We start from the raw sequence: 26,577 nt of genomic DNA, 5'->3' as shown, positions 1-26,577 counted from the left end.
CGGGTCTGACGGCGCTTAGTGCTGAATTCACTATCGGCGAAGGTGAGTTGATGGCTCATGATGTCCCTCTGGGATGCGCTCCGGATGAATATGATGATCTCATATCAGGAACTTGTTCGCACCTTCCTTAGTTTTGCTGACCAGGCCACCCATTCACTATACCCTCCGAATTTGTTTGTTATAAGCATCATACCAGATTGGATTGTCAGCCAAATAACCTGAAGTACGGGAAGAGGTAAAATAATTAAAATTGAGCCTGTCCAATTTATCAGTTTTGAACATGTGGATTAAACCTTCGTTAATTAAATCATCGGGGAATGACTTCATATATTACATAGGAAGGAGTTGAATAGCCCATTAAGTCATATATTTTAGAGACAGAATCTTAACGGGCGAAATGTTTTTTTACAGTCAACCAACGTCAGATCATTTTTTGGACTGAACGATTTCCCAGTATCTCTCGTTAACACTGGTTTCACAGCGAGAAGGTATGTCAGACGGGGATCTTGATCGAGTAACAAATGCCTCGATTACATTTTTCCCTTCATCTGACACTTCGGCATCAGGTAATCTTCTAAGAGTCTCGTTTAGTATCTTAGTAGCCCCATCTCTCATCTTAACTGGATTAGTTTCTCCGAGAAGTTCACCACACATTTTTGAAACAGCTGTTGCGTGCCCAAAGACAGGTACTGGATCACTTTTTTTATTCTGTGTTTCGCTGGCATGAACAGAAAATACCAGTGAAAATATTCCTGCCAATACGATGCATTTAATTTTCATTTGTTTCTCCATGACTATCACCAAGTTAAAAACATAATTTTTATACCACAATATTTTCTCAACCATAAACAGCTATTTCTGGTTGTGGATCATAATTATTTCATCCCGGCGTTAAACTGACGCCGGGAACAGAATCCGGCCGGAATTTTCAAGGCATAGATAAATTGTTATCACGCCAATATTGATGCATGCCTGCAACCCATTGTTTCGAGATTGCCGACATCGTCTCTGCCAGGACACGCATACATTCAGGTGTGAATAACCGGACTGGCTCCCCCAAATCGTCACTCACAGTGATGATGTGCTCCAGGATGTTCCCGTGACATAAATTGTGACGAACCCTCACGATTTCCGCATAGGGCCTTTTCGGGGCACCTTCAGCAATCTTGGTCAGCAGATCCTGCTCCTCGGGAAACGCCAGCAGCGTCACCGGCATACCAGCCATGTGCGCCCTTCTCATTAGGGCATTACTGAGTGTGGCCATATCACTTAAATCCACCAGCGTTGCGGCTGGCTGCGAATGCGCCTGTGACTCCATCAGTTCAAGCGTCACCCTCAGTGAGGTTTCAATCCCGTTCAGGAAAGTTGTACAGGCAGCCAACCACAATTCAGCGTGAGTTGCCCGGGTAGCCTGGTCAAAAAAACAATCAATAACGGCTGTCGTGCTGTACGGCCAGTATGCTTCCAGGTCCCGTAACTGTGCCATGTGCTTCTCTAACGCCTCTGCAACCTCTACATCTACATCTACCGGATCGAAATCGTCGGTATCGATAGTCATAGGTAAATCCTGTTGTCAGTATCGTGAATGAAAATCCGCTGAACCATATCATACCCTTACATAAAATATGGCTTAGCGCCATTATATCTTTCCTAAATGCAGCGCCAGAGAGAACAGTTGCTAAACGCCAAATGAATCAGAACAACTGTTCCACGAACAGCCAGGTTGTGGGCCACAATTAGTTGACCACGGCATGGATAACAAGATGCAGTGTAAGACTGCGAGATCTTCATGGTCCAATCCAATTCTGACATGCTTTGAGTCACCCTCGTCAGATGATAAAATATGGAAAATTTATCTAATTCAAAAAGGGCTGCTTGTGGATAATTCATTTCGTGCAGAAATAAAGGTTCTTTCCGTTTTCGACTTTGATGGAACTCTTACCCGACATGACAGCTTTATCCCCTTTTTGCGCTTTGCCTTCGGTAACAGTGTCTTCACCCGCCGGTTGGTTAAACTCGCTCTTCCTACCCTGCGGTGTTTGAGTCGCAAACTAACTCGTGATGAACTCAAAGAAATTTTAATATCAACGTTTCTCACTGGTATCGAGGAAAAGTGGGTCAAGGAGAAAGCTGAAGCCTATTGCAACCTTTATTGGGGGCGTCTGATGAGAGCATCAGGCCTATTGGCCGTGGCAACGGAAGTTTCTAACAATGTTGAGGTGACACTCTGCTCAGCCTCACCGAGGCTTGTACTTGCTCCGTTTGCTGAACGACTGGGGATCAAGCTCATCGGTACAGAGCTGGAAAGCGTTAATGGTATCCTGACCGGGCGCATTACAGGGCACAATTGTCGTTGCATACAGAAAATTAACCGGCTGGAGTCTATTTACGGACCATTAGATCAGTATCATCTTCGAGCCTGGGGGGACACTCGGGGCGATTATGAATTGCTGGCAGCCGCCAAAGATGCCCACTGGCGGCACTTCCATCCTCGTTGGGACAGAAAAAAAGCTTTTATACACCGCTTAAAAAAGGAGTCGTTCAGGGTCTAAAATCGCACAACATGAACGTTTTAAATAATATACCGGGGCTAGCTTTCACAGTTGTCCATGACCAGTGTTTGGCCGTTGATACCTTTAAGACCCAGCTGGCTGGGTCTCTCGCCAGAGCCCTCTAATTAAGCTTTATCAGGAAGCAAGCTAAAGGATATTTAACCTTTTTGTTTCATCTATCCACGGTCTAAATTCTTCCAGTAAGTTATCGTATAATTTTTCATCGCTGATAGAGCCGAAGTCATCCATTGCAAAGAAATGGGTGTTATCAACGCGGCGGTCTGTAAAATCATCCAGGTTTTTCAGGATTCCGTAGCTAGATCCACCGAGGCCGACAAATTTCCAGAAGATCGGGAAGTTGGCTGAGCGCCGGATAGCATTCTTAATTGCTCCGGTCTTGCTTATCCCGCCATCGGTAATAAACACTATGTAAACCGGGATTTTTGAGTCTTTGAAGTAGTCGACAATTTCTTCCATTACCGGTGGTTCATTGTTAGTCCCACCAAGCCCCGGCAAATTTTCCCAGGCTGAACGCTTTCCGGATCCACGAATGGTCTGAATGTAATCGTCAAGGTTATCCAGAGTGACATTTGGATACTTCTTATGCTTCTCTCCAAAGCCCCAGACATCCATTTCGCCATCGTCATCGAACTGGGCGGCAAGGACGGCGATGCGATCCAGCACGGACTGAACGTTACCCTTACTGAACTGGCCACTCATTGAGCCGGACGCGTCAAGAACAAACGCAACTGCTGCCTCCAGGGTTTCCAGTTTATTTTTAGTGAGGCTGACTGAGGCCTTTTTAGCGAGACTTACAAGTCGCGGAGATTTTGTTTCGAGCTTCTTTTCCAGACTGATACGAGCAGGTTGTGCTGGCTGCGGAGCTGTCTGTGCAACATCAACACCATAACTCATCGCCAGGGGCTCAAGCCCACCGTTGAAACCGAGGCCAAGCGCCCGTAGCTTCCAACTGCCGTTATGGCGATACACCTCCGCCACGATAATAGCTTTCTCGCTGCGCCCTGCTGTTTCGGGATCAAACGATGCAATACCGGAGGCCTGCAAATTCAGATTCTGCAAGCCTGTAATAGTATCGCTTCCGTCTATCACGAGGGTTATGGCGATTTTCTGAACAGCCGAGGAAACGCGGTTAAGATCAATATGTACGCTTGATTGCTGCGTCCCTGCCGTCAGTTTTAAAGCCCCCTCCGGTGAACTCAGGTTATTGAAAAAGATGAAATCGTTATCACCGCTCACCTTACCTTGTGCGTTGAGCATGAAAACGCAGGTGTCGGGTTCGCCGTTAAAACCGGGACGTACCGGGTATCGCAAATTAAGAGTGACTGATGATGAAGATAGAAGGATATTTTGACCTGACTGTAATTGCATGACTCTGTTCCTTGTTTAGTAACCGTAGTCTCTGCCACCCTTTACCCGGGTTCTGGCCTGAAGTGCTGAAATACACTCATCGCGCTTTTGCTTGTTCGAAAAGTTGATGCGTCGGGATCCGAAATCACCATGGATATAGAAGTTGACACCTTTCTCGCGTGTGATATTCGATATTTTTCGAATCTCAATGCTGTCTTGCTCACCCATCCTGCTCAGAAACTTGAGACGAAGCCAGTCACCCAATCCCATATTGCCTAAATCTGCTGGAAGAATTATCGTTCTGTCATTGTCGTTAAAAATTATACCGAAATATTCTATGGCGATGCGTTCCGCCATTTTTTTCATTGGCCAGATCATTACAAGTGGATAGAGAACGAACATAACTCTTGCTATATAATGTGATATTTCTGGCGATACAAATTTGACGGGAAGCGCACTGAGTTGCAGAACGAGCACTGCTGAAACCACAATAACTGCGATAGAGGCACTTAACGTTTTAAAAATGACGCCAATATCATATACACGTTGAATGTTGGGGATAGCTGAATATTTTCTTTTTAGCTTTCGGTAGAAAAACATCCCGAATATCAGAAACGGCAGGAACACAAAAAAAGCCACAATAAAAAGTAGTATTACTGCTGAACCATCATCTTTTTTCTTTGCCATGTGCTAACACCTATAAAAAACCCCGGTGACAGCACCGGGGTTGAGTTTATTTTTATTATTAAATATTCACGCCGTGCTGGGTTGCCAGTGCAGATAACCCGCCAGCAAAGCCCTGGCCGACAGCTTTAAACTTCCATTCAGCGCCATGGCGGTACAGTTCGCCAAAGACCATTGCAGTTTCGGTTGAGGCGTCTTCAGACAGATCGAAACGAGCAATTTCCGCGCCGTTGTCGTTGTTGTACACGCGCATGAAGCTGTTGCTCACCATGCCGAAGTTTTGTTTACGCGCTTCTGCATCATAGATGGTAACGGCAAACACCAGTTTTTTGATGTCTGCTGAGACTTTGGTCAGATCGATTTTGACCTGCTCATCGTCGCCGTCGCCTTCACCGGTACGGTTGTCACCCTGGTGCTCTACCGCGCCATCAGGACTGGTTTTGTTATTGAAGAAAATGAAATGGGCATCTGACAGCACTTTACCGTCTTCGCCTACTGCAAATACGGAAGCGTCCAGGTCAAAACCCTGACCGTCGGTTACACGGGCATCCCAGCCCAGGCCAACCATAGCGACATTCATGGTTGGTGCTTCTTTGGTCAGAGATACGTTGCCGCCTTTTACGAGAGAAACTGCCATTTTAAGCTCCTGCAAACAGTTGAATTAGGGCTGAATAAACAGCCCCGGATAAGAAAAGTAACTTTTCGATCAGGACGCGTTAATACCGTACTGAGCACATACAGATGCCAGACCACCAGCATAACCCTGGCCTACTGCGCGGAATTTCCACTCACCATTGTGACGATACAGCTCGCCAAACAGCATGGCGGTTTCAGTGGACGCATCTTCGGTCAGATCGTAGCGAGCAACTTCAGTCTGGTTATCGTCATTTACCAGGCGAATAAACGCACCGGATACCTGACCAAAGCTCTGGCGACGAGCCTGAGCATCGTGGATAGTCACAACGAAAATGATCTTGTCAACTTCAGACGGGACGGCGTCCAGTTTAATTTTCAGCGATTCATCATCACCATCGCCCTCACCGGTCCGATTATCGCCGGTGTGCGTTACGGAACCGTCCGATGACGTCAGGTTGTTATAGAAGATGAAATCTGAATCGCCGCGCACTTTGCCATTTGCGGCCAGCAGGAAAGCTGAAGCATCCAGGTCAAAGTCCTGACCGTCTGTTGAACGCGCATCCCAGCCAAGGCCCACCAGGACGTTTTTCATTGACGGAGCTGCTTTACTCAGGGAGACGTTCCCGCCTTTGGAAAGAGAAACACTCATAAAATAACCTCTTCGATTAGTAATTGTTCAGGTTAACACTTCAGGGGATCAGCTCCCCTTTTCCTCAGATTCAGGTTTGCCCGGGAACATGACGCTTGCGAGAATGCCCAGCGCCAGAACACCCAGTACAACATACAGGCTGGTTGTGGCCGCGATGCTGTAACCATGATGCCAAATGTGATCGGTCGCATTCAGGCCCAGTTTTGCCGCGATGAAGAACAGCAGCACGATAACGGCCTTCTCCAGATGAACCAGGTACTGTTTCAGTGCTTCAAGGACAAAGTACAGAGTACGCAGGCCCAGGATAGCAAACATCATGGCACTATAGACGATAAGCGGTTCACGACTGACGGCAATGATTGCCGGTACCGAGTCAAACGCAAACATAACATCCGATAGTTCAACCACGGCCACACACAGGAACAGAGGGGTCGCATACAGCGCCGCCTTTTTACCACGGCCAATGGTGACATCGCTGTTTTCTGGTTTCGCCAGTTCGGCATCCACTTCCTTCTGGTTAAGCAGGAAAGCATGACCTCTGAGCTTCGGCCAGATAGGGAAGAAGCGTTTAACCATGCGGTAAGCCAGATGCTGGGAATAATCCTCAATTTCATCATCGTCATCACCGCTTTTAAGCATCATGACCGCCGTCCAGGCGACGATGATAGCGAAGACAACTTCAACATACGGCCCCAGACTCAGCAGGCTCGTACCGATGGCGACAAAGATGCCCCTGAAGACGATGGCACCAATGATCCCCCAGTAGAGAACACGGTGGCGGTAACGATCAGGAACGGCGAACCAGGAGAAGATGGCCATCATGACAAACAGGTTGTCGACCGACAGCACTTTCTCCAGCGCATAACCCGTTACAAACAGGCTGGCAACCTCAGCACCGTGGTGGATGTAGAGGAAACCGGCAAATGCCATCGCAACCACAACCCAGAATACGGACCAGAGCGCCGCACTCTTCAGGGAAATGGGCTTGTCATCACGGTGCATAAACAGGTCAATAAAGATGGCACCGACTGAAAGCGCAATGAAAACAATGACCGTTTCAGTCGGGAAGCCGATGTGTGTGGAAACCATATTTTACCCTTAGGGATGTGGATCAGAGGCCAAATTCAGCCGGGTCGAAGCCCAACGCGATAGCGATCTCGCGGGAGGCCAGTTTCTCGTCCTGATCGAAGTTACCGTCACTTTTCGCAACGGCAATACCAACACGTAAGGCCAGCTGAGCGGCCTCAGGCTGATCTTTCAGCGCCAGGATGTATTTCATGGTTTCGCCCTTGCCGATTTCAACATCGAAATCGAAGCTTGAAACCAGTTTATTGAAGAACTCGATCACCTCATTGGTATCGAAGACCTTCAGCTCTTCTGAAGAGCGAAGAAAGCCCATCATTTTCTGCTTTTCTTCCGAACTCACGCCGTCACTCGATACGGCAATACGGGCACATACAGCAACGGTGCCGTGCATAAATTTTTTGTTTTTGAAACGACCAACCTGGCGGGTCAGTTCGTCCCGGCCAGAGTTAATGGCACCTTTTACCTTGTCGAAAAAGCTCATACCTGTTTCCTTTGTTGCTGTGTTATTTAGAACCGGCGCTCCAGCGAAATCCCCAGCCAAATGCCCGGTCCATTTCGTCCTGGCCTTTGAAGTACTGGTTGATACGCTCGACTTTAATCGCGCCGTTTTCATTTACGAGTCTGGCAATGGCGCACAATGTGCGACGGTTTTCACCTTCGGTGAGGCGGGTCTCAATGGGAGGCTGATCCGGCACATGAATGGTGACCACACCATCAGTCTTGTCCCAGCTGGGAATACCTTCATAAATAAAGGCGTAAATCAGCACTTCACGGATATGCTTCCATTCCCGGCCATTGATATGCAGCCACTCGCCGTCTGATACATCACCCGTCCGGTCATCGCCCTTGAGCTGAACATAAGGCTCATCGCGATAATTACCGAATGCATTACCCAGCGCCTGAATGACCGATTTATACCCGTCCTGAAGCTCAACAAATGCCCCAAGATCCAGGTCGATTCCTTTGGAGCCGAACATGCCTGCGAAACCCGATTTGCCGCTGCCCCGGTGCCAGTTCAGGTTGATCCGGATTTCACCGAAGTTATCCCGTTTGGTCAGGCTGATTGCTGGCTTCTCTTTTGTCAGAGATACCTTACTCAGGCTGATTTTTGTCTCAGCTGGCGGAGGGGTTGCAACCGGAGGGGTCGGGGCGGCGGGAGCAGGTTCGTCGGCAATATTTACGCCGAAATGCTCTGCCAGCGGTTTAAGACCACCGTTGAACCCCTGTGCAACGAAGCGGAATTTCCAGTCATTATTACGACGGTAAAACTCACCCAGAATTAAGGCTGCTTCCTGACGGCCGCTCAGTTCGACAATGCCGCTAACCAGGCCGGTAGCCCCCTGCTCCACGTCGATGGAAAGATTACGAAGACCGGACACCGTCTGCCCACCGTCACAGGTCACTGTGAACGCAATTTTCTGGACATCAGATTTCAGCCGGTTGAGCGCGACAGTAAAAGTTGAGTACTGGCCTTCACTGACCAGGCTGACGGTACCATCATCGTTGCGTGGCTGACCATAGAACACCATGTCCGCATCACCCTGCACCTTCCCGTCGGCATACAGGCGAAACGCCGAAGCATCCACCTGACCGCCCGAGGTGATCCGGACCCGCAACTCCTGGGCTGGAACGGGGGCATTGCCCCCCGGCGTCAGGTTCATTAGCGAATAACCGCTGAAACGATATCGGAGTGCATATCGTCAATTGTGCGGCCGCGACAGGCATGGCCAAGGGCGGTAAAGTCCCAGTTGCCGTTATTACGACGCAGCGAAGAAATAACGATCCCGGTATGTGAGCCCTGCTCAGTCAGCTTGTAGCGAGCCAGCTCTTTGCCGGTTTGATCGACCACGCGGCAGAATGCGTTTTCGACGTCATTGAACGACTGACCACGGAAGCTGTTAACCGTAAACGCCAGGTATTCAACGTTTGCAGGCAGACGGGAGAGGTTGACCTTAATCACTTCATCGTCGCCGTCACCCTCACCGGTCAGGTTATCGCCACTGTGCACAACAGCTTTGCAGGTGGATTCCAGTTTGCGGAACCAGATGGTGTCAATTGTTTTACCAGTGCTGTCCATTAATACGCAGCCAGCATCGAGATCGATTGAGTCGTTGCCACCTAACAGTCCGCCAAGAAAACCTTTTTTCTTAATCGGATCCCAACCGAGGCCGAATTGAAGCTGGCTTAATGCTGAAGATTCTTTGCTGAGTGATACCGTCTGGTTCTTACTTAATGAAACCATGTTTTATTCCTTAAAATGGTAATGACCGAGACAATCAAAGGGTTGTTTATTAACTGACGAAGAAAATCATATCATGATGAAGTTCTCTGACAAGGGAAATTTTGGTAGTTTTCTGTAAAAACACAAAATGAAATCCTTTTTAGGATGTCCTTATCTCTAGACTTGTATTAAATATCAATACTTTAACAGGGCACACAAAAACACTGGCACACTCCATAATCCCAGGAGTTATTAATCATATTATGATTGACATGTTGCGTAGACACTCATAGACTCACTTCTCAATCATAAATTTGCATGGCGTTCCGGATAATTAAAAAAAATGAACAAAAAAATTTGGTTTATGGAAGGTTTGTCCTCCCAGCGAGATATTATTCAGGGGGTAAAATCATTTGCACAAAAAAATAATTTTGCCATTACCGTTTTTGCCTCCCACCGTAACGAAAGAAATGAAATCCTTTCCGTTGCCGATTATTCTTTGACTGAACCTGAAGATCCTCAAAAACGTCTCCAGTTTATTCAGGAAACCATTCAGACCTACGGCATCCACCATATTCATACTGGCCGTAACAGCCAGTGGTTTGAAGAACACCGTTCAGCCATTGAATCGACCGGTGCCACCCTTACTACCGGTGCAACGGGCGTCGACTGGTTAACTCTGGCTGACGAAAAAGTTACTTTTGCTCAGTTTATGGAGCAAAAGGGTCTCCCGGTCGTACCATCCTGGCGGGTGAATACGCTGGCAGAATTAAAGACACACCTCGCGGCCCCGCCGTTCACTGACAGCCCGGTATGCGTGAAGCCGGTGACGGGTATCTATGGCATGGGATTCTGGCGCTTTGATGACAGTGCTTCGCCTATGGCCGTCTTTAATCATCCCGAACATCGTCTGGTCAGTCCGCAACAGTATATTGCAGCAGCATCAGCTGCTGAGTCGTTTAAACCCCTTGTTTTGATGCCGTACCTGCCAGGCCCGGAATTTTCCGTCGATATCCTCGCGGATAAGGGCGAAATACTCGCAGCCGTGGGACGCCGTAAGGAAGGGGCTATCCAGTATCTGGTAAACGAAGGAAGCGCCTGGGAACTGGCGTGTGACTGCGCCCGTGTTATGAAGGCCGACGGGCTGGTGAATGTTCAGACGCGAAACGATGTGAATGGCAACCCGGTGCTGCTTGAAACCAACATGCGTCCGTCAGGGGGGGTGGGTTATACCCTTCACAGCGGGGTGAACCTTCCTGGGTTATTTGCTGCCTTTAAGCTCGGTCTGATGTCTGAAGATATGGTGCGCCAGAGCGCTAAAAACACCTTTTCTCCGGTTGCGGTGAGATCCATTACGGATGTAATTGCATACCCGGAATCACTCTCTAACCTTCTGAATTAAGGTGTATTTATGTCTGACATCCTCGAAGATATGATTTATCGCCGTACCCTCTCATGCGGTACGATTCAGGTAACCCGCGACCAGGGTGAAGTTTCGCTCGATGACCTGTTTGATATCGCTGAAAGACGTAACCCGAAACGCGCCTTTCTGTTTGTCAGCAAAGTACTCGGCAGACACATTCCCGTGCCACCCTCAGTCATGCGGCAGGCCTATAGACAGCTTGCCAGCCAGTTCCCCGCAACGCTGACAGGGCCCGTACTCTTTATCGGTATGGCTGAAACCGCCGTTGGGCTTGGGGCCGGTGTGTTTGATGAAGTGCGCCACCAGCATCGTGAATCTGTATATCTGACCTCTACCCGTCACCCGGTTGATGGCACGTTGCTTTGCGAGTTCAAGGAAGAACACAGCCACGCCACTGATCATCTGATCTATCTGCCAGATGATGAAGAGAAAAGACGTCGTGTTACCAACGCGCGAACGCTGGTTTTGATTGATGACGAGGCAACCACCGGTAATACCTTTATTAACCTGCTTTCTGCCCTGCGTAATACCGGCAAGCTTCAACATATTGAACAGGTTATCGCCGTTACGCTTACCGACTGGAGTGGCAAAGCCTTGTCCGAGCGCAGCACCTTACCCGTCACTTCGGTTTCTCTTGTAAGCGGTCAGTGGGGATGGACCACATTACCAGATGCACCGGTCCCGGACATGCCGAAAGTCAACGTAACTTCACGCGGAGAATGGGACATCCAGGGGAAACAGTCATGGGGTCGACTGGGGATGCTCGCACCTGCGGCCGATCTCGGCCATGAGGTTTCCGTCCGCAAAGGGGAGCGTGTTCTGGTTCTCGGGACAGGGGAATTCGTCTGGGAGCCGTTCCTGCTTGCAGAACGGCTCGAAGCTGCCGGGGCAAAGGCATTTTACGGTTCGACCACCCGCTCCCCTATCGCCGTTGGTTATGCCATTGAGTCCGCCATTTCCTTTACGGATAACTACGGGCTGGGCATCCCCAATTTTGTCTATAACGTCGCCCACCAGCAGTTTGACCGCATTCTTGTGTGTACTGAGACACCCGCAGAAAGTATTGACGCGCAGCTTCTTAAGGCGCTGGCTGAGGTTGCGCCCGTCGTGGAGATTGTTACCTATGAATAAACCCGTTGTTCTGAGCGACCTTGACGACACGCTCTTTCAGACCCGTCGTAAAATGGTAGACGAGCTGGCCCTGGAGCCATTTCGTACCGGTGCCGTTGATCGCACCCTGAATCCACGAAGTTTTATGACAGAAGAACAGTCCATGCTGGTGGACTGGCTCCTTGAGCAGGCTGAACTCATTCCTGTTACCGCTCGGGGAACTGAAGAAATCAGCCGCGTCAGGATCCCTTTCCGCTCCTGGGCAATCACCACGCATGGGGCCGTCATTCTAACGCCAGAGGGAACGCCCGACGAGGAATGGAAGGCCCTTATGCTCGACCAGTTAGCGCCCTACCAGGAAAGGTTAGAGTCTATGCAACGTCTGATCACTGAAATGATGGACGCAAAGGGGATCAAGGCCTGGGCAAGGCTTAACTATGAATATGATGAAACTCCGGTTTATATGGTGATGAAACACCGGGACAGCACACGCCTCGATGAGCTCACTGCTATTGCTGATGAAATTGAAAAGGTGTTCTCAACGGAAGGTTTCTACATCCATCGAAACAGTAATAACGTAGCCTGGCTCCCCACGCCGGTTGAGAAGGGGCGAGCTGTCAGTTGGCTGCTCGAAAAGCTTCGCGCTGAGCGCGGGGTTTTCCCCGTAATAGGTCTGGGTGACAGCCTGAGCGATCACCGTTTTATGAAACTGTGCAGCTGGTTTGGCATTCCGCGACAGAGTCAGTTTGCAGAGGCCATTTCACAGCGAATTTTTGGAGAAGAATAAAATGCAGCCACATGAAACATTCGCTGGCTCATACCAGCCCGGTGACGTGGAGTTTCTGCTAAAGCCGGTAGTCATTGAGATGACGCCGGTTGAGCAAAAAGAAGAGCTGATTCAGTCCGGAAAGAAACATTATTCGGACATGCTCAGCCAGGAGCCAGCACCCACACAATGGCATCTTGATTTGTTTCACCGGGCGCTGGATCGGGGGGCAGACCGGCTTGCAAAAGAAGTCACGCAGCTCGCTATTGCTCTGGTCGAACGCTTCGGTGATGAGCCCATCGTTCTGGCCAGTCTTGTCAGGGCAGGTGTGCCCCTCGGCGTTATGCTGCACCAGACCCTGCGTGATATGGGGAAAACCTCATGGCATTACGGCATCAGTATCATCCGGGATCGCGGAATTGACAGTACAGCACTTGACGTCATTGAAGAGCGACACGGTACCAGCGGTATTGTGTTTGTTGACGGATGGACAGGTAAAGGTGCAATTACCGGAGAGCTTGTACGCGCACTGAAAGATCGCCCGGGCTATCCTGAGCAGCCGCGACTGGTTGTCCTGGCGGATCCCTGTGGCTGCTCCTGGCTTGCTGCCAGTGATGATGACTGGCTCATTCCTTTTGGCATCATGGGTGCGCCGGTATCAGGCCTGATCTCCCGGTCAGTATGGTCCTCTGAAGGATTACATGGGTGCATGGTTTGCGAGCATCTCAGTGAATTCGAATGCAGCCGGATGCTTGTCGATACCGTCGCTCATTTCCGTAAGAAGTTAACACCGACATCCCTCGCTCCCCTGAGCTGGAATACGGAGTCAGCCCGGATCTTATGGCAGACAAGTCGCGACGTTATCGCGTTCCTGGCCGATGAATTTAAAGTGGACAGCGTCAATCGTATTAAACCCGGTATTGCTGAAGCAACCCGGGCTGTATTGCGTCGGGTACCGGACCATATATTTGTGCGTTCTATTGACGACCCGGACGTTGCCTTGCTTGTAGGGCTTGCTCGTGAAAAGGGAATAGTTGTTACAGAAATGGGGGGAACCCTCGGCCAGTATCGGGCTGTAACCATTATCAAGAAGGTACTCTGATGAAAAATCGTCTTTCTCCCTGGAATCTGGGAGCCACGCTATACATGCCTGCAACACGGGAAGATATTGCTGATGCCGTCCTGCATGGGAAAATCCCGGGTTTGCGCTCTCTGGTAATTTGCCTTGAGGATGCTGTCAGTGAAGCAGACATCCCCATCGCCCTCAAAAATCTGGAGCACCTGCTGCACGAGCTCAGTAACAGCATGCGTAGCCTGGGTAAAAATGACTGGCCTCTGGTGTTCATTCGCCCCCGGCATGCCGACATGGGCAGATGGTTAAAAGCGCATTATGATCTTTCCGCTGTCGACGGGTTTGTGTTGCCGAAATTTACCCTCAGTTCGTTAGCTGAATGGTGGGATATCATGGGCGGGACTCACCTGTGCATGATGCCAACGCTGGAAACAGAAGACGTCTTTGACGTGGCTCAGATGCGGGAGCTGGCCACCCGTCTGGTGGAACATCCCTGCCACGACCGCATTATTGCGCTTCGAATCGGCGGCAACGATCTTATGAACGTTGTGTCGCTTCGCCGTCCCCGGGACCTGACGCTGTATGACAGCCCGATGGGCTACGTCATCAAAATGCTCGTTTCGGTCTTCGGCCCGCGTGATTTTGCCCTGACCGCGCCCGTATGTGAGCATATTGACGATCATGCCGTAATGGCCAGAGAGCTGGCTCTTGATATGGCACATGGGCTTGTTGGGAAAACGGCCATTCACCCGGGTCAGATAGAGGTCATTCAAAACGCGCTGATGGTCACTCAGGGTGAGCATTCTGACGCTCTGCGGATCCTGAACTCTACCCAGGCCGTGTTTAAGTCGCAGGGAGCAATGTGTGAACCCGCCACACATCGCCGCTGGGCGGCTGGCATTCTGGACAGAGCTCGTTTTTATGGGTTACAGAACGAGCAAAGCGCTGATGGAATCAGATTACTTACCGTGACCCAGCATCATTAAGGAAATCATAATGGGGTTCAGGTTCAGAAAGTCGATCAACATTATTCCTGGTGTTCGCCTCAACCTGAGTAACGGTGCACCGAGCCTGAGTGTCGGGCCGAGAGGTGCTTCCGTTTCTTTTGGAAGCCGGGGGACCTATGCCAATCTGGGCTTGCCCGGTACCGGGCTGAGTTACCGTACCCGGCTTGACCGGGCCGCGCGTTCCGGAGGTGGGAACCGGACGGCTACCGACCCGGGGCTCAGACAGGCGCTTGAGCAGGAAGCCGCTGATCTCATGTCAGCGGTGACCGCAATCCGTAATATTCACGAGCTGACGCCGGATCCTAAAACAGGCATCAGCTGGGCAGAGCTGGAAGCAGTATACCTGCATAACAGAACGTCGCCTTTTCAGGTTCCGGCACCGGTGCGTCCAGAAAAGCCAGACTATCTTGCATTGCCGGAAAAGCCTGCCGAGAGCGAAGGCATTAGTTTTCTGGGTAAATGGTTTGAATCGGAATCAGCTAAAGCTGAGCGCCACGCCGAAAATCTTCGCCGGTGGCAGCAGGAGCTGATTGATGTGGAGCGTGAGAATACCCTTCGACAGCACCGGTACCAGCAACAACGGACGGCCTGGGCCGAACAGTATGCAAACTGGAAGTTTGAGGCTGAAGAACATGAAAAACGGCTCGCCACGGCTCAGGCAGATGCCCGGCAGCAGTTCCGGACAGACGCCGCGTTTTTCGAATCATACCTGGCGGGTGTGCTGGCAGAAACTGAATGGCCGCGTGAAACGCTTGTTGCATTTGAAGTAAAGCCGGAGCTATCAGCAGTCCTGCTGGATGTTGATTTAGCTGAGATTGAAGATTTCCCTGATAAGATTTACGGCGTTAATGCCCGGGGCACGGAGCTGACGGAAAAAGCCATGACGCAAAAAGCCGTACGCGAAAACTATGCCCGCCACGTCCATGGCTGCTTGTTCCGCCTGGTCGGTATCGTTTTACATACGCTACCGTTCGACAACGTGATTGTGTCAGGCTTTACGCAACGGGTCAGTAAGCGGACCGGCTATCTGGAGGATGAGTATATCCTGTCCTGCAAATGCAGTCGCAGCCAGATGTCGTCAGTAAATTTTGCAGGCTTAGAACACATTGATCCGGTTGAAGCGTTAGGCGATCAACCGGTTATTCGAAAGATGAGCAGTACCTTCATTTTTCAGCCTATTGAACCACTAACCCTTTAAGCAGGCTAAATCTTACGATGCAATTAAATACCAGACAGGCCCGGATTTTTAAGCTTGCCAACTTACTGGGCACCGGCAAGCCCGTTTCCGCTGCCGACATTATAACCAGTCTGGAATGCTCAGAGCCGACATTAACCCGGGCACTCAAAGAGCTACGCGAGTCATATTCTGCGGAGATCAAATACAGCAAGGCAGGTCATTCATACCATCTCGTTAATCCGGGCCAGCTGGATAAAAAGACCCTTCGCCGGATGAATGAAGCGCTCGCACAGAATGCTGAACTGAAAACCGGTGAGTCCACAGGGAAGGTCGTACTCGATAAGGATAAAAAAACAGCCGTGTCATTATCGCTACGCATGCGGATTTTAAGAAAAATTGACCGTCTGGCTGCGCTGAGTGGCTCGACCCGAAGTGAAGCGGTAGAGAAGCTGGCTCTGCACTCCGTTGATGAACTGATAAAAGAATACAGCGCTAAAAAGTCCTGACGCTAAATCTCAGACCGGGGTGAAAACCCCGGTTTTGTCATATTTCACCTCTGTATCTGCGTGACGGAGTTTTGATCTATTCTCCTCCCGCAATGTCAGCAGCGCCTTTCTGCCTACAAAACCTGGTGTCTTGACATCCTCTTGTGCTACACATCAATCTTTGGGCGATTTACACTCCATTCATGCAGATCTGTGATGTATGATGATTTTCATACATAAGAAAGTTTATTTTTGCCGGAGTTTTTTTCAGAAATCTTATATTCCAGTACGGTCTGAATTTTTTTCTCTGATAAGAGGCCATTCACATGTCGGTAATTCAATGGTGGTTAACTTATTTCTTTAATGCCGCTTCTGAGTATTTAATCTCCACCCGACAGATGTCGTGCCGTTTTATCAAATCTACAAACTCTGGCCTCTTCCTGAAACTACTCTCCTCTTCCGATCTCTTAAGAAGGAATTACATTTGAGACGCTTACCCGTATATCTGCTACTCGACACGTCCGGCTCTATGCACGGAGAGCCTATCGAAGCGGTTAAGAATGGCGTTCAGACGCTGCTTACCACGCTGAAACAGGATCCGTATGCACTCGAAACGGCTTACGTGTCAGTGATCACCTTTGATTCTTCAGCCCGACAGGCAGTCCCCCTGACAGACCTCCTGAGTTTCCAGATGCCAGCACTAACAGCCAGCGGCACCACGTCTCTTGGCGAAGCGCTTACCCTGACGGCCAGCTCCATTGCCAAAGAAGTACAGAAAACGACGGCTGACACTAAAGGTGACTGGCGTCCCCTAGTATTCCTGATGACGGATGGAAGTCCGAATGATGACTGGCGTAAAGGCCTGAATGACTTTAAAGCCGCCAGAACCGGCGTTGTTGTGGCATGTGCAGCCGGGCATGATGCCGATACCAGCGTCCTCAAAGAAATCACTGAAATCGTGGTTCAGCTCGATACAGCTGACAGTTCGACGATTAAAGCTTTCTTTAAATGGGTCAGTGCGAGCATTTCGGTAGGCAGTCAGAAAGTGGAGTCCAGCAAAAAAGAAGTGATCGGTCTTGAAGACCTGCCACCGCCGCCGCCAGAAGTAAATGTGGTCTTATAATTTTATTAATTAAGGGGATGTCATGTCTGTCAGTCTGAGCAAAGGCCAGGGCGTAAGCCTGAAAAAAAATGAATACGATCTCTCGTCCGTTACTATCGGCCTGGGTTGGGATATTAATGAGGAAAAGAAAGGTTTCCTCGGCGGGATCTTTGGTAAAAAAGAAGAAGAATACGACCTTGATGTGATCGCTTTCCTGTGTAATTCAGCCGGAAAGGTGACCGATCTCGGCAATGTGGAAAATGGTAAACCAACGCTTGTGAATGGCGATATCATCTTTTTCAACAGCCTTCGCCATAAGTCAGGCAATATCTGGCTGACAGGCGATAACCGAACCGGAGCCGGTGACGGTGACGATGAGCAAATTATTGTGCGCCTGAATTCCCTTGACGCTCAGTACGAGAAAATTGTGTTCATCGTTCAGATCTACAATGGTGAAAAGCTCCAGCAGCACTTTGGTAAAGTTCAGAATGCCTTCATCCGGGCAGTAGATGCCCGTAATATTGAAATGGCACGATTCGATCTTTCTGGCGGACCCGCCTTTGCCAGCCAGCGCTCCATGGTCTTTGCCGAGCTGATACGCGAACCTACAGGCTGGAAACTCAAGGCAATTGGTGAGCCTTCAGAATCAGATTCGTTTGTCTCACACCTGAGGAATTACATCTGATGCGTCGCCTGCCTGTTTACCTTGTTATCGACACCTCCGGTTCAATGCGCGGTGAGTCCATCCATTCCGTTAACGTTGGAATTCAGGCGATGCTAAACGCACTCCGCCAGGATCCATACGCCCTCGAAAGTGTCCATGTCTCCATTATCACCTATGACAATGAGGCGCGTGAGTTTATTCCTCTCACGCCGCTGGAAGACTTCCAGTTTTCTGACATCGTTGTGCCAAGCGCTGGCGGGACGTTCACCGGCGCTGCCCTTGAATGTCTGATGCAGTGTGTAGACCGGGATGTGCGTCGCTCAGATGGTGATACAAAAGGAGACTGGCGTCCCCTGGTATTCCTGATGACTGATGGTACGCCTTCTGATGCCATGGCGTACGGTGAAGCGGTAAAAGCTATTCGTGGCCGGGGATTTGGCTCCATCATTGCCTGTGCGGTAGGTCCTAAAGCAGGCCACGAGCATTTAAAACAGCTCACTGATAAGGTTGTGTCTCTGGAGACTCTCGACTCAACCGCTTTTGCAGGTTTCTTTAAATGGGTTTCGGCCAGCGTTTCTTCCGGTAGCACAAGCGCGGGGATCAATGCCGGAACAGATACCCTCCCACCTCCTCCACCAGAAATACAGCTGGTGCTCTGACAGACAGGAAGGTGCTGCTTTACCCGGCAAACGCCTTCCTTTACAGAACCGTTTTCTGCTGACTGTTACCAGCCGTACGAGGGATATTATGAGACGCCTTCCCGTTTTTTTTGTTCTGGACTGTTCAGAGTCCATGATCGGTGAAAACCTGAAAAAAATGACTGATGGTCTGCAAATGATCGTCGGAGATTTAAGAAAAGATCCACACGCACTGGAAACGGCCTGGGTCTCGGTAATCGCATTTGCCGGAATAGCCCGCACGATTGTACCTCTGCACGAAATTGCCTCGTTCTACCCTCCCCGCCTTCCCGTTGGCGGCGGCACGAGCCTTGGGGCTGCATTGCGTGAGTTGACCGTGCAAATTGATACTCAGGTAAGAAAAACCACTCATGAGACTAAAGGCGACTGGAAACCCGTAGTGTATCTCCTTACCGACGGACGTCCGACTGACGACACAACCTTAGAAGTGAAACGCTGGAAAAATAACTACGCGAGTAAGGTGAATCTCATTGCCGTTGGCCTGGGACCGTCAGCGGACCTGAATATCCTGCGGCAGCTGACAGAAAATGTCATGCTATTCACAGAGTCACAGGAAGGCGACTTTACCCGCTTCATCAAATGGATCACGGCCTCGGTTACTGCTCACAGCCGCAGTGTCGGGGACGAAAAACAACCGGAGCTCAGCCAGACTGAATACATAGTTCGCCTGTCCAAAGACGAGTATGTAAAAGCGTACGACGAAAACTGCGTTACGCTCACCGGGCGTTGCAGCAAGACTCGTCGACCGTACCTGATGAAATATGAACGGCCACCAGCAAGGGTTTCCGGGCTCGATTTCAACCTGAACCTGAACAACTTTAATATTGCCGGATGCTATCCCATTGATGAGGACTATTTTGCGTGGTCAGATGCCACCGCTACCGATTTGCAGGTAAACACAAACGAACTGCATGGTGTACCGGGTTGCCCCCACTGTGGTAATGCCAGTGCGTTTGCCATGTGCTCATGCGGGAAGTTGCTCTGCATTGATGGCCCCGATGACGTGATCTGCCCATGGTGTGAAAAAGGTCTTTCATTCAGCAATGATGGCGGAAACACTAACTTCGACGTAAACAGAGGGAGAGGTTGATGTCGCAAAATACGTCACTTGAAGAAAAGATTATCCGCTTAGTTCTGTCTGAGCTCAGCCACACCGCAGAAGGTGAGCGGCTTTCCCTTCCATCCCAGGATCCTGCCCTGTCTGCCGAGGTTATGCAGCTTATAAAGCGGATTGAGAACCTTGCAAAAGGTACCTCTGCACTGGTTAACGAAGGTGAGAACGAATCAGTGACTGCCCTCCCGCCTGCTCCAGGCCTTGCCGAAAAGCAACAGCCGGTCGGGACTGATGAGGATATGCAGGGAAACCACGCTATTGACAAAAAAGAGACGCAAACAGCCACAGTCAACGAAACCAGCCCTACATTGTGGAAATTGATGCCTTTTTACGAACTTCAGAAACCAGGAAAAAATGAAACTGAAAACCAGCCGTCTCCGATACTAAAACCTGGGCAGGTACCGGAAAGCCAGCATCGGACCGGGTCAGCAGTGCAATGTGTAATGCCCCCGACAGCGAGAATAACCATACCCAACGCCCGCGCAGGCGAACGTTTCTCTTCGCCGGTTGCCATCATACTGGATGAGGGTGGACGGGCGACGATAAGAGACGTTGTCTTTCCCCGGGACATTGGCTTGTCGTATAAAAAAGAACAAGGGTTGCTCACTGGCATACCCACTGAAATTGGCGATATTGAGCTTTCAGTACTGTGGTCATACACTTCGCACGACGAATGCGAAACAAAGTTACTTTTTGTAGTAAACCCGGATCCGAGAAGCCTGTGGAAGGTAATAGAACCACCAGCAGACGCTCCCTACCCTAAGGCCCATCTGGACTCTGCTGGCCTGGTCAGAGATAACATATGTATTGCTGCCGCCAGTCGCCGGGGCCGCTCTCATGAGCATGCCGGGAGCTTCAGAGATGATGACTTCTATATCAACCACAGCCAGGAAACAGGATGGTCTGTCATGCTGGTCGCAGACGGGGCCGGTAGTGCAGTAAATTCCAGAGAGGGATCGCGAATTGCAGTCATGACGGCTGGCGATTACCTTTTCAATCAGCTCAGTGGAGTGAAAGGCGTCCGTTTAAAAGAGCATATCACGACTTGGGAAGGGAGCGATCAGCAGGCAACCATAAACGCCATGCTTCATCATTTTAAACAGGCAGCTACGCTCGCGGTCAACAGCATCCAGAACGAAGCCATTTGTGCAGAACAACCTGTGAAATCCTATTCAACAACCCTTCTTGCAACTGTAGCACTGCGAACTGAAAACGAGCTGTTTGCAGCTGCTTTCTGGCTTGGCGATGGTGCGATAGGTGCATACAGTCCTTCAGGTAAAGTCAGGATACTTGGAAATCCCGATAGCGGAGAATACGCAGGACAAACCCGCTTCCTTGACCAGAGCATTATCGCAGACCCATCATTTACTGGTCGCATCAGCGTGGGCAAATGGAATGACGTATCTCACTTGATCCTTATGACCGACGGCGTATCAGACCCTCTGTTTGAGACTGATAACGGGCTTCGCAGTGACGAAAAATGGACCCGTCTCATTAATGAGATCTCCCCTATCCTCGCAGACGCCAGTATTGCGTCTGAGGGGTTAGGCGACTGGTTAAACTTTTTCTCCACTGGGAACCATGATGACCGCACTATTGCGGTGTTGTGGTAAGGGATACGCTTTTTCGGTGATCAATATGGCAAATATCGTTACGTGTAAAACAAAGAACGGCGAAACAGTCCAGTATGTTGACGAGGTGATTGGTTCAGGCTCGATGAAGGATGTTTACTTTTCGCCTGATAAATCTTACGTCGTCGCTTTTTATCAAAAACCGCAGAATGAGCAGGCCCGGGATCGTATTGATATGATCACCGGCCGCTACAGGCAAAACATTTTTGGACAATCCGGTGGCGAATACTGGAAGGATCTGTTTTGTTGGCCGACCCACGTTGTTGAGCATGGGAATAAAATCGGTATCGTGGTTCCAACTTACCAGAACCATTTTTTCTTTAAATATGGTTCCAAAAACGATGATTTTCTGGATATTAAAGGCCGGGAGAAAGAAGGCAAATGGTTTGCCAGCGCCAGCAACCAGAATAAATTCCTCGATCCGCGTGAACGAGGCAATACGCTTACCTATCTCAAAGTCTGTCTGCTGCTGACAAGAGCCGTCAGAAGGATGCATGCAGCTGGCCTCTGTCACAGCGATCTCAGCTATAAAAACGTGCTGATTGATCCAGAAATGGGCCATGCCTGCATCATTGACGTAGACGGCCTAGTCGTTCCTGGAAAGTATCCTCCCGATGTGGTGGGCACTCCGGATTTTATCGCTCCGGAGGTGGTGAAAACCAGCCATCTTTCCAAAGAAGATCCGAACCGCGTACTGCCAAGCATTACTACTGACCGCCATGCACTGTCGGTGCTTATCTACATGTACCTGTTTTTCCGTCATCCGCTACGTGGCGGAAAAATACATGACATGTCGGATGAAGTGCGTGATGAAACCTTATCAATGGGTGAGAAAGCGCTCTTCATTGAACATCCGACAGACAAAAGTAATGCAGTCAAAATCAGTCAGTTATCCTCCTTTTCACTTCCCTGGGCTGACCCGGGTAAAATTCCTTACACCATCATGGGTCCCTACCTGACGTCATTGTTTGATCGAGCCTTCATCGATGGCTTACATGATGCCACAAAACGCCCTACCGCCGATGAGTGGGAAAGTGCCTTGGTTAAGACCGTTGACCTGATACAGCCCTGCCAAAACACGAAATGTGAACAGAAGTGGTACGTTTTCTCGGGTAAGACAAAGCCGGTCTGTCCTTACTGCGGTACGCCGTATAAAGGTAAGTTGCCAGTGCTTAATTTTTATTCTTCTCGTAAAGAAGGCAGCTATCGTCCTGACGATCACCGGTTGATGGTCTGGAGCGGGCAGTCTATCTATGCGTGGCATGTGAATCGTCTTATCGCGCCAAATGAACGTACAACGGATGCACAAAGGAAACGGGTTGGTTATTTTGTTTACCATAACGATCAATGGTGGTTGGTAAATGAAGGCATATCAGGACTAATGTCATTACCGGATAAGCGGCAGATTATGGTTGGGGAAAAAATAGAACTGAAGAATAACGCTCAATTTGTTTTGTCAAAAGAGGAAGGTGGCAGGCTGGTAGTCGTTCAATTAGTAGAAAACTAACAAATATCTCTTACCAGATTTTAGCTGTTACGGCATTGAGCCACTCATCGCGACTAATTCGATGAGCGGCCCGCCAAACGAGGCTGTGAAGCGCTTATGAAGGCGATGGATCGGTTTAACAAAGAGCTGCGTAGCTCTCTGTTCCTGCTTGGGGAAGGGATTCAGCAGGATTTCAGGGGGTAGCAGACCATACTGTCAATGTCGCCACGGTATACCACTCGCTGGAATGAGCTACTTGTCGTAAAAGCCTGACATCCATGCCAGTGTTACCCGGCATGGTCAGTTCTGGCATGAAAAGCTACTTTAACCACCACGGGCCTTCTGGATTGCGTATTTCAGGGTAGCTTCGTCGACAGCCCCCGGGATGAATGATGTCGTTGCAGCATCGGGTTTTTGCATGTTCATGATAATGAACCCTGGCGTTCCGCTGATCCCGAGAGCTTCCCCCAGTTGCATATTTCCGGAAATGACATTCTCATAGCGACTTTTTTCTCGATCGCTGAATGAGCTGTTGAACCCGGATTTATTCACCACCATGTCTAAATCACTGAGCGTAAACCCTCGCTGGTTGTTGAAGAATACATACGCGCTGGTCATCAGGTTGTTGTGGTACTTACGATACGCTTCAGCGCCAAATGCCTGGTACACATGCAGGCCTGTCGCCGCCCCCATCGCAGAAACGGGTTTCGAACCAGCGAAGATTGGAAATTCTTTAAAGAAGAATTTAACATCGCTGCTCTGGCTCAACACGGATTCAACGACCGGCGCTACCTTCATACAGAAATGGCACTGGTAGTCGAAAAACTCGATGACGGCGACGGCCGCATTATCCGGTCCAATGTTGGGAGTCTCTTTGGTCTCGAAGAGAGCCGGTGCGTAAGGGATGATCCGCTCAAGGGAGGCGTTGGTATTTTGGTTTTCAAGAGCCTTACCCGCTTCAAGCAGATACTGAGGATTTTTTACCAGATAGGTAGCCGCTACCTTTCCTACTTCATCGTTACTGGGGAGCTCAGTTTTAAAATATTTCGACGTGATATACACAGAGCCAGCCGTCGCAATCAACACAGAAATTAAAACAGACGCTACGGGTTTTAAATAATTTAATTTAGTCATAGCCACCTTTACGAATTCAACTTGTTAGTTATCAACCTGTGTTCGATTATACTGTCACAGCACATCGGAATTATTCGTTAAAGAACCCTTTTTGGAGGAATTAGAATGTTACGGCATTTATTCTTACTGACCGCCACAACGTTCTTATGTGGGTGCAGCTATCATTTCGGGAATGATGTTGATGCTTACGATTTAATGTCACGCCCGGTAGGCAACAAGAAATTTGAAATTGTAGCGCCTGATGACAGTATACAATCGCGCATGTTTGCAGCCCGGTTTGCGAGTGGATTAACGGGGATAGGGTTTAATATTTCCAACCATCTGCCCGACTATATTCTCAGATTCAGTTACAGTAAGACCCAGGAAAATATGCAATACAGTGAACAGCTGGTGACGGGCATAACCGGATATGTCGTCGAGAAGAAGACAACGAAAAAAGATAAACACGGGCAGACTCAGACGGACTATGACTATAAACCCGTCAGCGGGATCGTGGGGTCAGAGACGATATCACAGAGGCATTTCTGGCGCCGCCTTGATGTGGAAGTCTACCCTGCGGGGAAAGGGGCACAACAGGTTCTTAAAGTCAGTATGCAGAGCAATGCGCCAATCCCATCGGACAGCATTGCGTATTCCGCAATGATCGACGCTCTGGCCGGGAAACTGGATGCCCCGCTACGCTCCGGAAACTATGTCGCATCGGTTCCCTGGAACTAATGACCAGCACCGCAACGCCCAACCGCAAAGTGACTTTTCTCACCTGCATGCCGCACCTTTACCGGCCTCCTCTGTTGAAATCATAGAGCCGGTAAAGATCACCGATCGTCATTGCATCCACTTTGGACACGAACAAATACTCAAACTGCGCTTTCTGAATATCTGACACTGACGCATCGTCCAGCACCTCCTGGTAAAATCGAGCACTGATGCATCTCTCCGGATGCATGAACTGGTACCGACTCTGGAGAACCACCATTAGTAAAAACAGAATCAGCAGAACGAGAAGTAATATTTGGTTGGAGAGCTCCAGTCCCAGCGACACACCGATGGTTGCCAGGAAACAGAGAGTCCATCCGACCAGGGCAAAAGGAGCCTTTTGGATCTTTTGTTGGTAATAACGGAAGATCACCGGATCATTTAAATACCGCTTATCCGGTAATCCCGTTGCCCGGGTGACAATGCTGAGCCAGAGCGACATTTTCTAACCCCCAAATCGCGGATATACGGCGCTCTCAGGCCATACGTTCATAAAAGGCAACCAATGGCTGGGTGATGGGGTTTTGTACAAGCTCGGGGCGAATGGCTTTCAGCTGCCTTACCGGCGCTAGCTCATCCGTCGGCTTCACGATTCCATTGCCCGGACCTTTCCGGGTACTGTCGGTGTTCACCTTTAGCCTGTCATTATTCAGATACGATTCAACCCGCTTAGACATGGCGTCGCTGGGGGATGATGCGTCATTAAGTTTTTTTAAAACCGCGTCTTTATCCGTCTGAGCCGCAGAGACCAGCAGTTCACTGCTGGCCTCAATGTCTGCGTTGCAGGACCCGAACTGGCATTGGGCCGCAAAGACGGGTTGAGTGCCAACCGCCACGAGCATTAACGTTGTCAGTATTACAGATTTCATAATCACCTCTTGCAGTCGTGAAAAGTCACTTTTGTGCGGTGCCCATGCGGGTCACCAGATTTTCCGGGCTCAACCAGCCGGTGAACAACTGAGGTTTACCCGACAGCGTTACCATGGTTGGCGTACCCTGAAGCGGAATAGTTGAAGCAACCTGGAAATGCGATTTGATAATATCGAGGCAGGCCGCGTCAGGCCGTCCTTCCGGAATGATTGATATCGAGCTCATTGCAGCATCCAGCGCATCATTAGGTTTGGCCGCACACCAGATTTTTGCCATATTCCCCGCGACCACGGAGTTCAGGCCTGCACGCGGAAAAGCGAGGAATTTTATTGAGATCCCGGCATCGAGATAGGATTGAAGATCATGATGTAGTTTCTGGCAATACCCGCAGGTTATATCAGTAAACACCGCCAGGCGATATTTTTCATTCGCCGACTTATATTCTATGGATTTTGTTTTAGCAGCAAACTCCCTGACGCCTTTCAGTATCGCCTGTTCCGTTGTATTCTCCACATCTTTGCCGTTAACATGAAACAAGCTCCCGGTAAAAATGTAATCACCATCTTTGCTGACGTAACTCACGCCTTCTCTTGAAATCACGGTATAAATATCTTTTACTGGGGATGGTTCAATATGCTCGATGGACAGCCCAACTTCTTTTAATTTCTTCAGTGCTGCATCAGGAAGCACGTCAGTTTTCACTGTCTGGGCATTCATGCTAAAGGCCGTACAAGATGCCAGTAATAAGAATGATGCCTTGATAGTCTTATTCATTTCAGCTCCTTTAATGGAGCATTAATACTATCATGCGAAAAAATCCTCCAAATTCGCTTAAGGGACAAAATTCCCTCCCTATAGTAAAAATTTTTAGCCCGCGATGTGGGAG

General features: G+C 49.6%; 30 protein-coding genes. 16 read left to right on the top strand and 14 right to left on the bottom strand.

Annotated elements, in window-relative coordinates; all coding sequences use genetic code 11:
• Positions 1-426: 426 nt before the first annotated feature.
• The gene (locus tag OH663_RS23480) at positions 427-846 is read right to left on the bottom strand and encodes a hypothetical protein (protein ID WP_015062971.1); all 420 of its coding nucleotides are present in this window, start codon (positions 844-846) and stop codon (positions 427-429) included.
• Positions 847-928: 82 nt separating this feature from the next.
• Positions 929-1,558, bottom strand: coding sequence for a hypothetical protein (locus OH663_RS23475; protein WP_032610449.1), 630 nt, complete (start codon positions 1,556-1,558; stop codon positions 929-931).
• A gap of 313 nt (positions 1,559-1,871) precedes the next feature.
• Between OH663_RS23475 and OH663_RS23470 the strand changes: the two genes are divergently transcribed.
• Positions 1,872-2,552: an HAD family hydrolase gene (locus OH663_RS23470; protein WP_032610522.1), complete on the top strand. Its 681-nt coding sequence runs from the start codon at positions 1,872-1,874 to the stop codon at positions 2,550-2,552.
• A gap of 147 nt (positions 2,553-2,699) precedes the next feature.
• Here the strand turns inward: OH663_RS23470 and OH663_RS23465 are convergent, their stop codons facing one another.
• The 8 genes from OH663_RS23465 to OH663_RS23430 form a co-directional block, all read right to left on the bottom strand.
• Positions 2,700-3,941, bottom strand: a complete 1,242-nt coding sequence (locus OH663_RS23465; RefSeq protein ID WP_015062974.1) for a vWA domain-containing protein — start codon at positions 3,939-3,941, stop codon at positions 2,700-2,702.
• A gap of 15 nt (positions 3,942-3,956) precedes the next feature.
• Positions 3,957-4,607 (bottom strand): hypothetical protein, encoded by a 651-nt coding sequence (locus tag OH663_RS23460; protein ID WP_032610453.1) that lies wholly within the window; start codon positions 4,605-4,607, stop codon positions 3,957-3,959.
• A 58-nt stretch (positions 4,608-4,665) separates the two neighbouring features.
• A complete protein-coding gene (locus tag OH663_RS23455; RefSeq protein ID WP_015062975.1) occupies positions 4,666-5,241 on the bottom strand; it encodes a TerD family protein in 576 nt (191 codons plus the stop codon).
• 69 nt (positions 5,242-5,310) lie between these two features.
• A complete protein-coding gene (gene terD, locus OH663_RS23450) occupies positions 5,311-5,889 on the bottom strand; it encodes a tellurium resistance membrane protein TerD (RefSeq protein ID WP_015062976.1) in 579 nt (192 codons plus the stop codon).
• Positions 5,890-5,937: 48 nt separating this feature from the next.
• Positions 5,938-6,978, bottom strand: a complete 1,041-nt coding sequence (gene terC / locus OH663_RS23445) for a tellurium resistance membrane protein TerC (RefSeq protein WP_000255079.1) — start codon at positions 6,976-6,978, stop codon at positions 5,938-5,940.
• 22 nt (positions 6,979-7,000) lie between these two features.
• Positions 7,001-7,456, bottom strand: a complete 456-nt coding sequence (locus OH663_RS23440) for a tellurite resistance TerB family protein (protein ID WP_000007448.1) — start codon at positions 7,454-7,456, stop codon at positions 7,001-7,003.
• Positions 7,457-7,478: 22 nt separating this feature from the next.
• Entirely contained in the window at positions 7,479-8,636 is a 1,158-nt protein-coding gene (locus tag OH663_RS23435) for a TerD family protein (RefSeq protein WP_015062978.1), read from the bottom strand.
• Positions 8,636-9,217 carry a TerD family protein gene (locus OH663_RS23430; RefSeq protein ID WP_015062979.1) on the bottom strand — a complete coding sequence of 194 codons (582 nt, stop codon included), beginning with the start codon at positions 9,215-9,217 and terminating at the stop codon, positions 8,636-8,638. Before OH663_RS23430 ends, OH663_RS23435 begins: the two co-directional genes overlap by 1 nt.
• 322 nt (positions 9,218-9,539) lie before the next feature.
• On the opposite strand from OH663_RS23430, the gene OH663_RS23425 reads away from it, so the two are divergent.
• The 14 genes from OH663_RS23425 to OH663_RS23360 all read left to right on the top strand — a co-directional run bounded on the left by OH663_RS23425 (position 9,540) and on the right by OH663_RS23360 (position 23,204).
• Positions 9,540-10,598: an ATP-grasp domain-containing protein gene (locus OH663_RS23425; protein ID WP_015062980.1), complete on the top strand. Its 1,059-nt coding sequence runs from the start codon at positions 9,540-9,542 to the stop codon at positions 10,596-10,598.
• 9 nt (positions 10,599-10,607) lie between these two features.
• Entirely contained in the window at positions 10,608-11,750 is a 1,143-nt protein-coding gene (locus OH663_RS23420; protein WP_032610455.1) for a phosphoribosyltransferase domain-containing protein, read from the top strand.
• Entirely contained in the window at positions 11,743-12,516 is a 774-nt protein-coding gene (locus OH663_RS23415) for a hypothetical protein (RefSeq protein ID WP_032610456.1), read from the top strand. Before OH663_RS23420 ends, OH663_RS23415 begins: the two co-directional genes overlap by 8 nt.
• A 1-nt stretch (position 12,517) precedes the next feature.
• Positions 12,518-13,597 carry a cysteine protease StiP family protein gene (locus tag OH663_RS23410; protein ID WP_032610457.1) on the top strand — a complete coding sequence of 360 codons (1,080 nt, stop codon included), beginning with the start codon at positions 12,518-12,520 and terminating at the stop codon, positions 13,595-13,597.
• The gene (locus OH663_RS23405; RefSeq protein WP_015062984.1) at positions 13,597-14,553 is read left to right on the top strand and encodes an HpcH/HpaI aldolase/citrate lyase family protein; all 957 of its coding nucleotides are present in this window, start codon (positions 13,597-13,599) and stop codon (positions 14,551-14,553) included. Before OH663_RS23410 ends, OH663_RS23405 begins: the two co-directional genes overlap by 1 nt.
• A gap of 10 nt (positions 14,554-14,563) precedes the next feature.
• Positions 14,564-15,772: a DUF4236 domain-containing protein gene (locus OH663_RS23400; RefSeq protein ID WP_000506888.1), complete on the top strand. Its 1,209-nt coding sequence runs from the start codon at positions 14,564-14,566 to the stop codon at positions 15,770-15,772.
• 17 nt (positions 15,773-15,789) lie between these two features.
• On the top strand, positions 15,790-16,257 hold the full coding sequence (gene terW / locus OH663_RS23395; RefSeq protein WP_001176767.1) for a tellurium resistance protein TerW: 468 nt from the start codon (positions 15,790-15,792) through the stop codon (positions 16,255-16,257).
• A gap of 463 nt (positions 16,258-16,720) precedes the next feature.
• Positions 16,721-17,359 (top strand): vWA domain-containing protein, encoded by a 639-nt coding sequence (locus OH663_RS23390; RefSeq protein WP_001388628.1) that lies wholly within the window; start codon positions 16,721-16,723, stop codon positions 17,357-17,359.
• 22 nt (positions 17,360-17,381) lie between these two features.
• Entirely contained in the window at positions 17,382-18,023 is a 642-nt protein-coding gene (locus OH663_RS23385; protein ID WP_032610462.1) for a TerD family protein, read from the top strand.
• Entirely contained in the window at positions 18,023-18,661 is a 639-nt protein-coding gene (locus tag OH663_RS23380) for a vWA domain-containing protein (RefSeq protein WP_015062986.1), read from the top strand. The genes OH663_RS23385 and OH663_RS23380 overlap by 1 nt, the downstream gene beginning before the upstream one ends.
• Positions 18,662-18,749: 88 nt before the next feature.
• The gene (locus OH663_RS23375) at positions 18,750-19,790 is read left to right on the top strand and encodes a TerY-C metal binding domain-containing protein (protein ID WP_040115221.1); all 1,041 of its coding nucleotides are present in this window, start codon (positions 18,750-18,752) and stop codon (positions 19,788-19,790) included.
• Positions 19,790-21,427: a PP2C family serine/threonine-protein phosphatase gene (locus tag OH663_RS23370; RefSeq protein ID WP_040115219.1), complete on the top strand. Its 1,638-nt coding sequence runs from the start codon at positions 19,790-19,792 to the stop codon at positions 21,425-21,427. The genes OH663_RS23375 and OH663_RS23370 overlap by 1 nt, the downstream gene beginning before the upstream one ends.
• 25 nt (positions 21,428-21,452) lie before the next feature.
• Complete coding sequence (locus tag OH663_RS23365; RefSeq protein WP_032610464.1) at positions 21,453-22,952, top strand: helix-hairpin-helix domain-containing protein; 1,500 nt, start codon at positions 21,453-21,455, stop codon at positions 22,950-22,952.
• 198 nt (positions 22,953-23,150) lie between these two features.
• A complete protein-coding gene (locus OH663_RS23360) occupies positions 23,151-23,204 on the top strand; it encodes a DUF4113 domain-containing protein (RefSeq protein ID WP_223203177.1) in 54 nt (17 codons plus the stop codon).
• Positions 23,205-23,255: 51 nt separating this feature from the next.
• On the opposite strand, the gene OH663_RS23355 is transcribed toward OH663_RS23360, so the two are convergent.
• On the bottom strand, positions 23,256-24,065 hold the full coding sequence (locus OH663_RS23355; RefSeq protein ID WP_015062990.1) for a DsbA family protein: 810 nt from the start codon (positions 24,063-24,065) through the stop codon (positions 23,256-23,258).
• Positions 24,066-24,170: 105 nt separating this feature from the next.
• Between OH663_RS23355 and OH663_RS23350 the strand changes: the two genes are divergently transcribed.
• Positions 24,171-24,782 carry a hypothetical protein gene (locus OH663_RS23350; protein ID WP_015062991.1) on the top strand — a complete coding sequence of 204 codons (612 nt, stop codon included), beginning with the start codon at positions 24,171-24,173 and terminating at the stop codon, positions 24,780-24,782.
• A gap of 58 nt (positions 24,783-24,840) precedes the next feature.
• On the opposite strand, the gene OH663_RS23345 is transcribed toward OH663_RS23350, so the two are convergent.
• From OH663_RS23345 to OH663_RS23335, 3 genes are read right to left on the bottom strand one after another with little or no spacing between them, the layout of a single operon-like run.
• Entirely contained in the window at positions 24,841-25,263 is a 423-nt protein-coding gene (locus OH663_RS23345) for a hypothetical protein (RefSeq protein ID WP_015062992.1), read from the bottom strand.
• Between the two features lie 34 nt (positions 25,264-25,297).
• Entirely contained in the window at positions 25,298-25,690 is a 393-nt protein-coding gene (locus OH663_RS23340; protein ID WP_032610466.1) for a hypothetical protein, read from the bottom strand.
• 25 nt (positions 25,691-25,715) lie between these two features.
• Positions 25,716-26,465, bottom strand: coding sequence for a thioredoxin fold domain-containing protein (locus OH663_RS23335; RefSeq protein WP_040113318.1), 750 nt, complete (start codon positions 26,463-26,465; stop codon positions 25,716-25,718).
• Between the last annotated feature and the right edge of the window lie 112 nt (positions 26,466-26,577).

The organism is Citrobacter sp. Marseille-Q5395, assembly GCF_947057495.1.
Classification (GTDB): Bacteria; Pseudomonadota; Gammaproteobacteria; order Enterobacterales; family Enterobacteriaceae; genus Citrobacter; species Citrobacter murliniae.
This window is presented reverse-complemented; position numbering and strand designations above follow the sequence as displayed.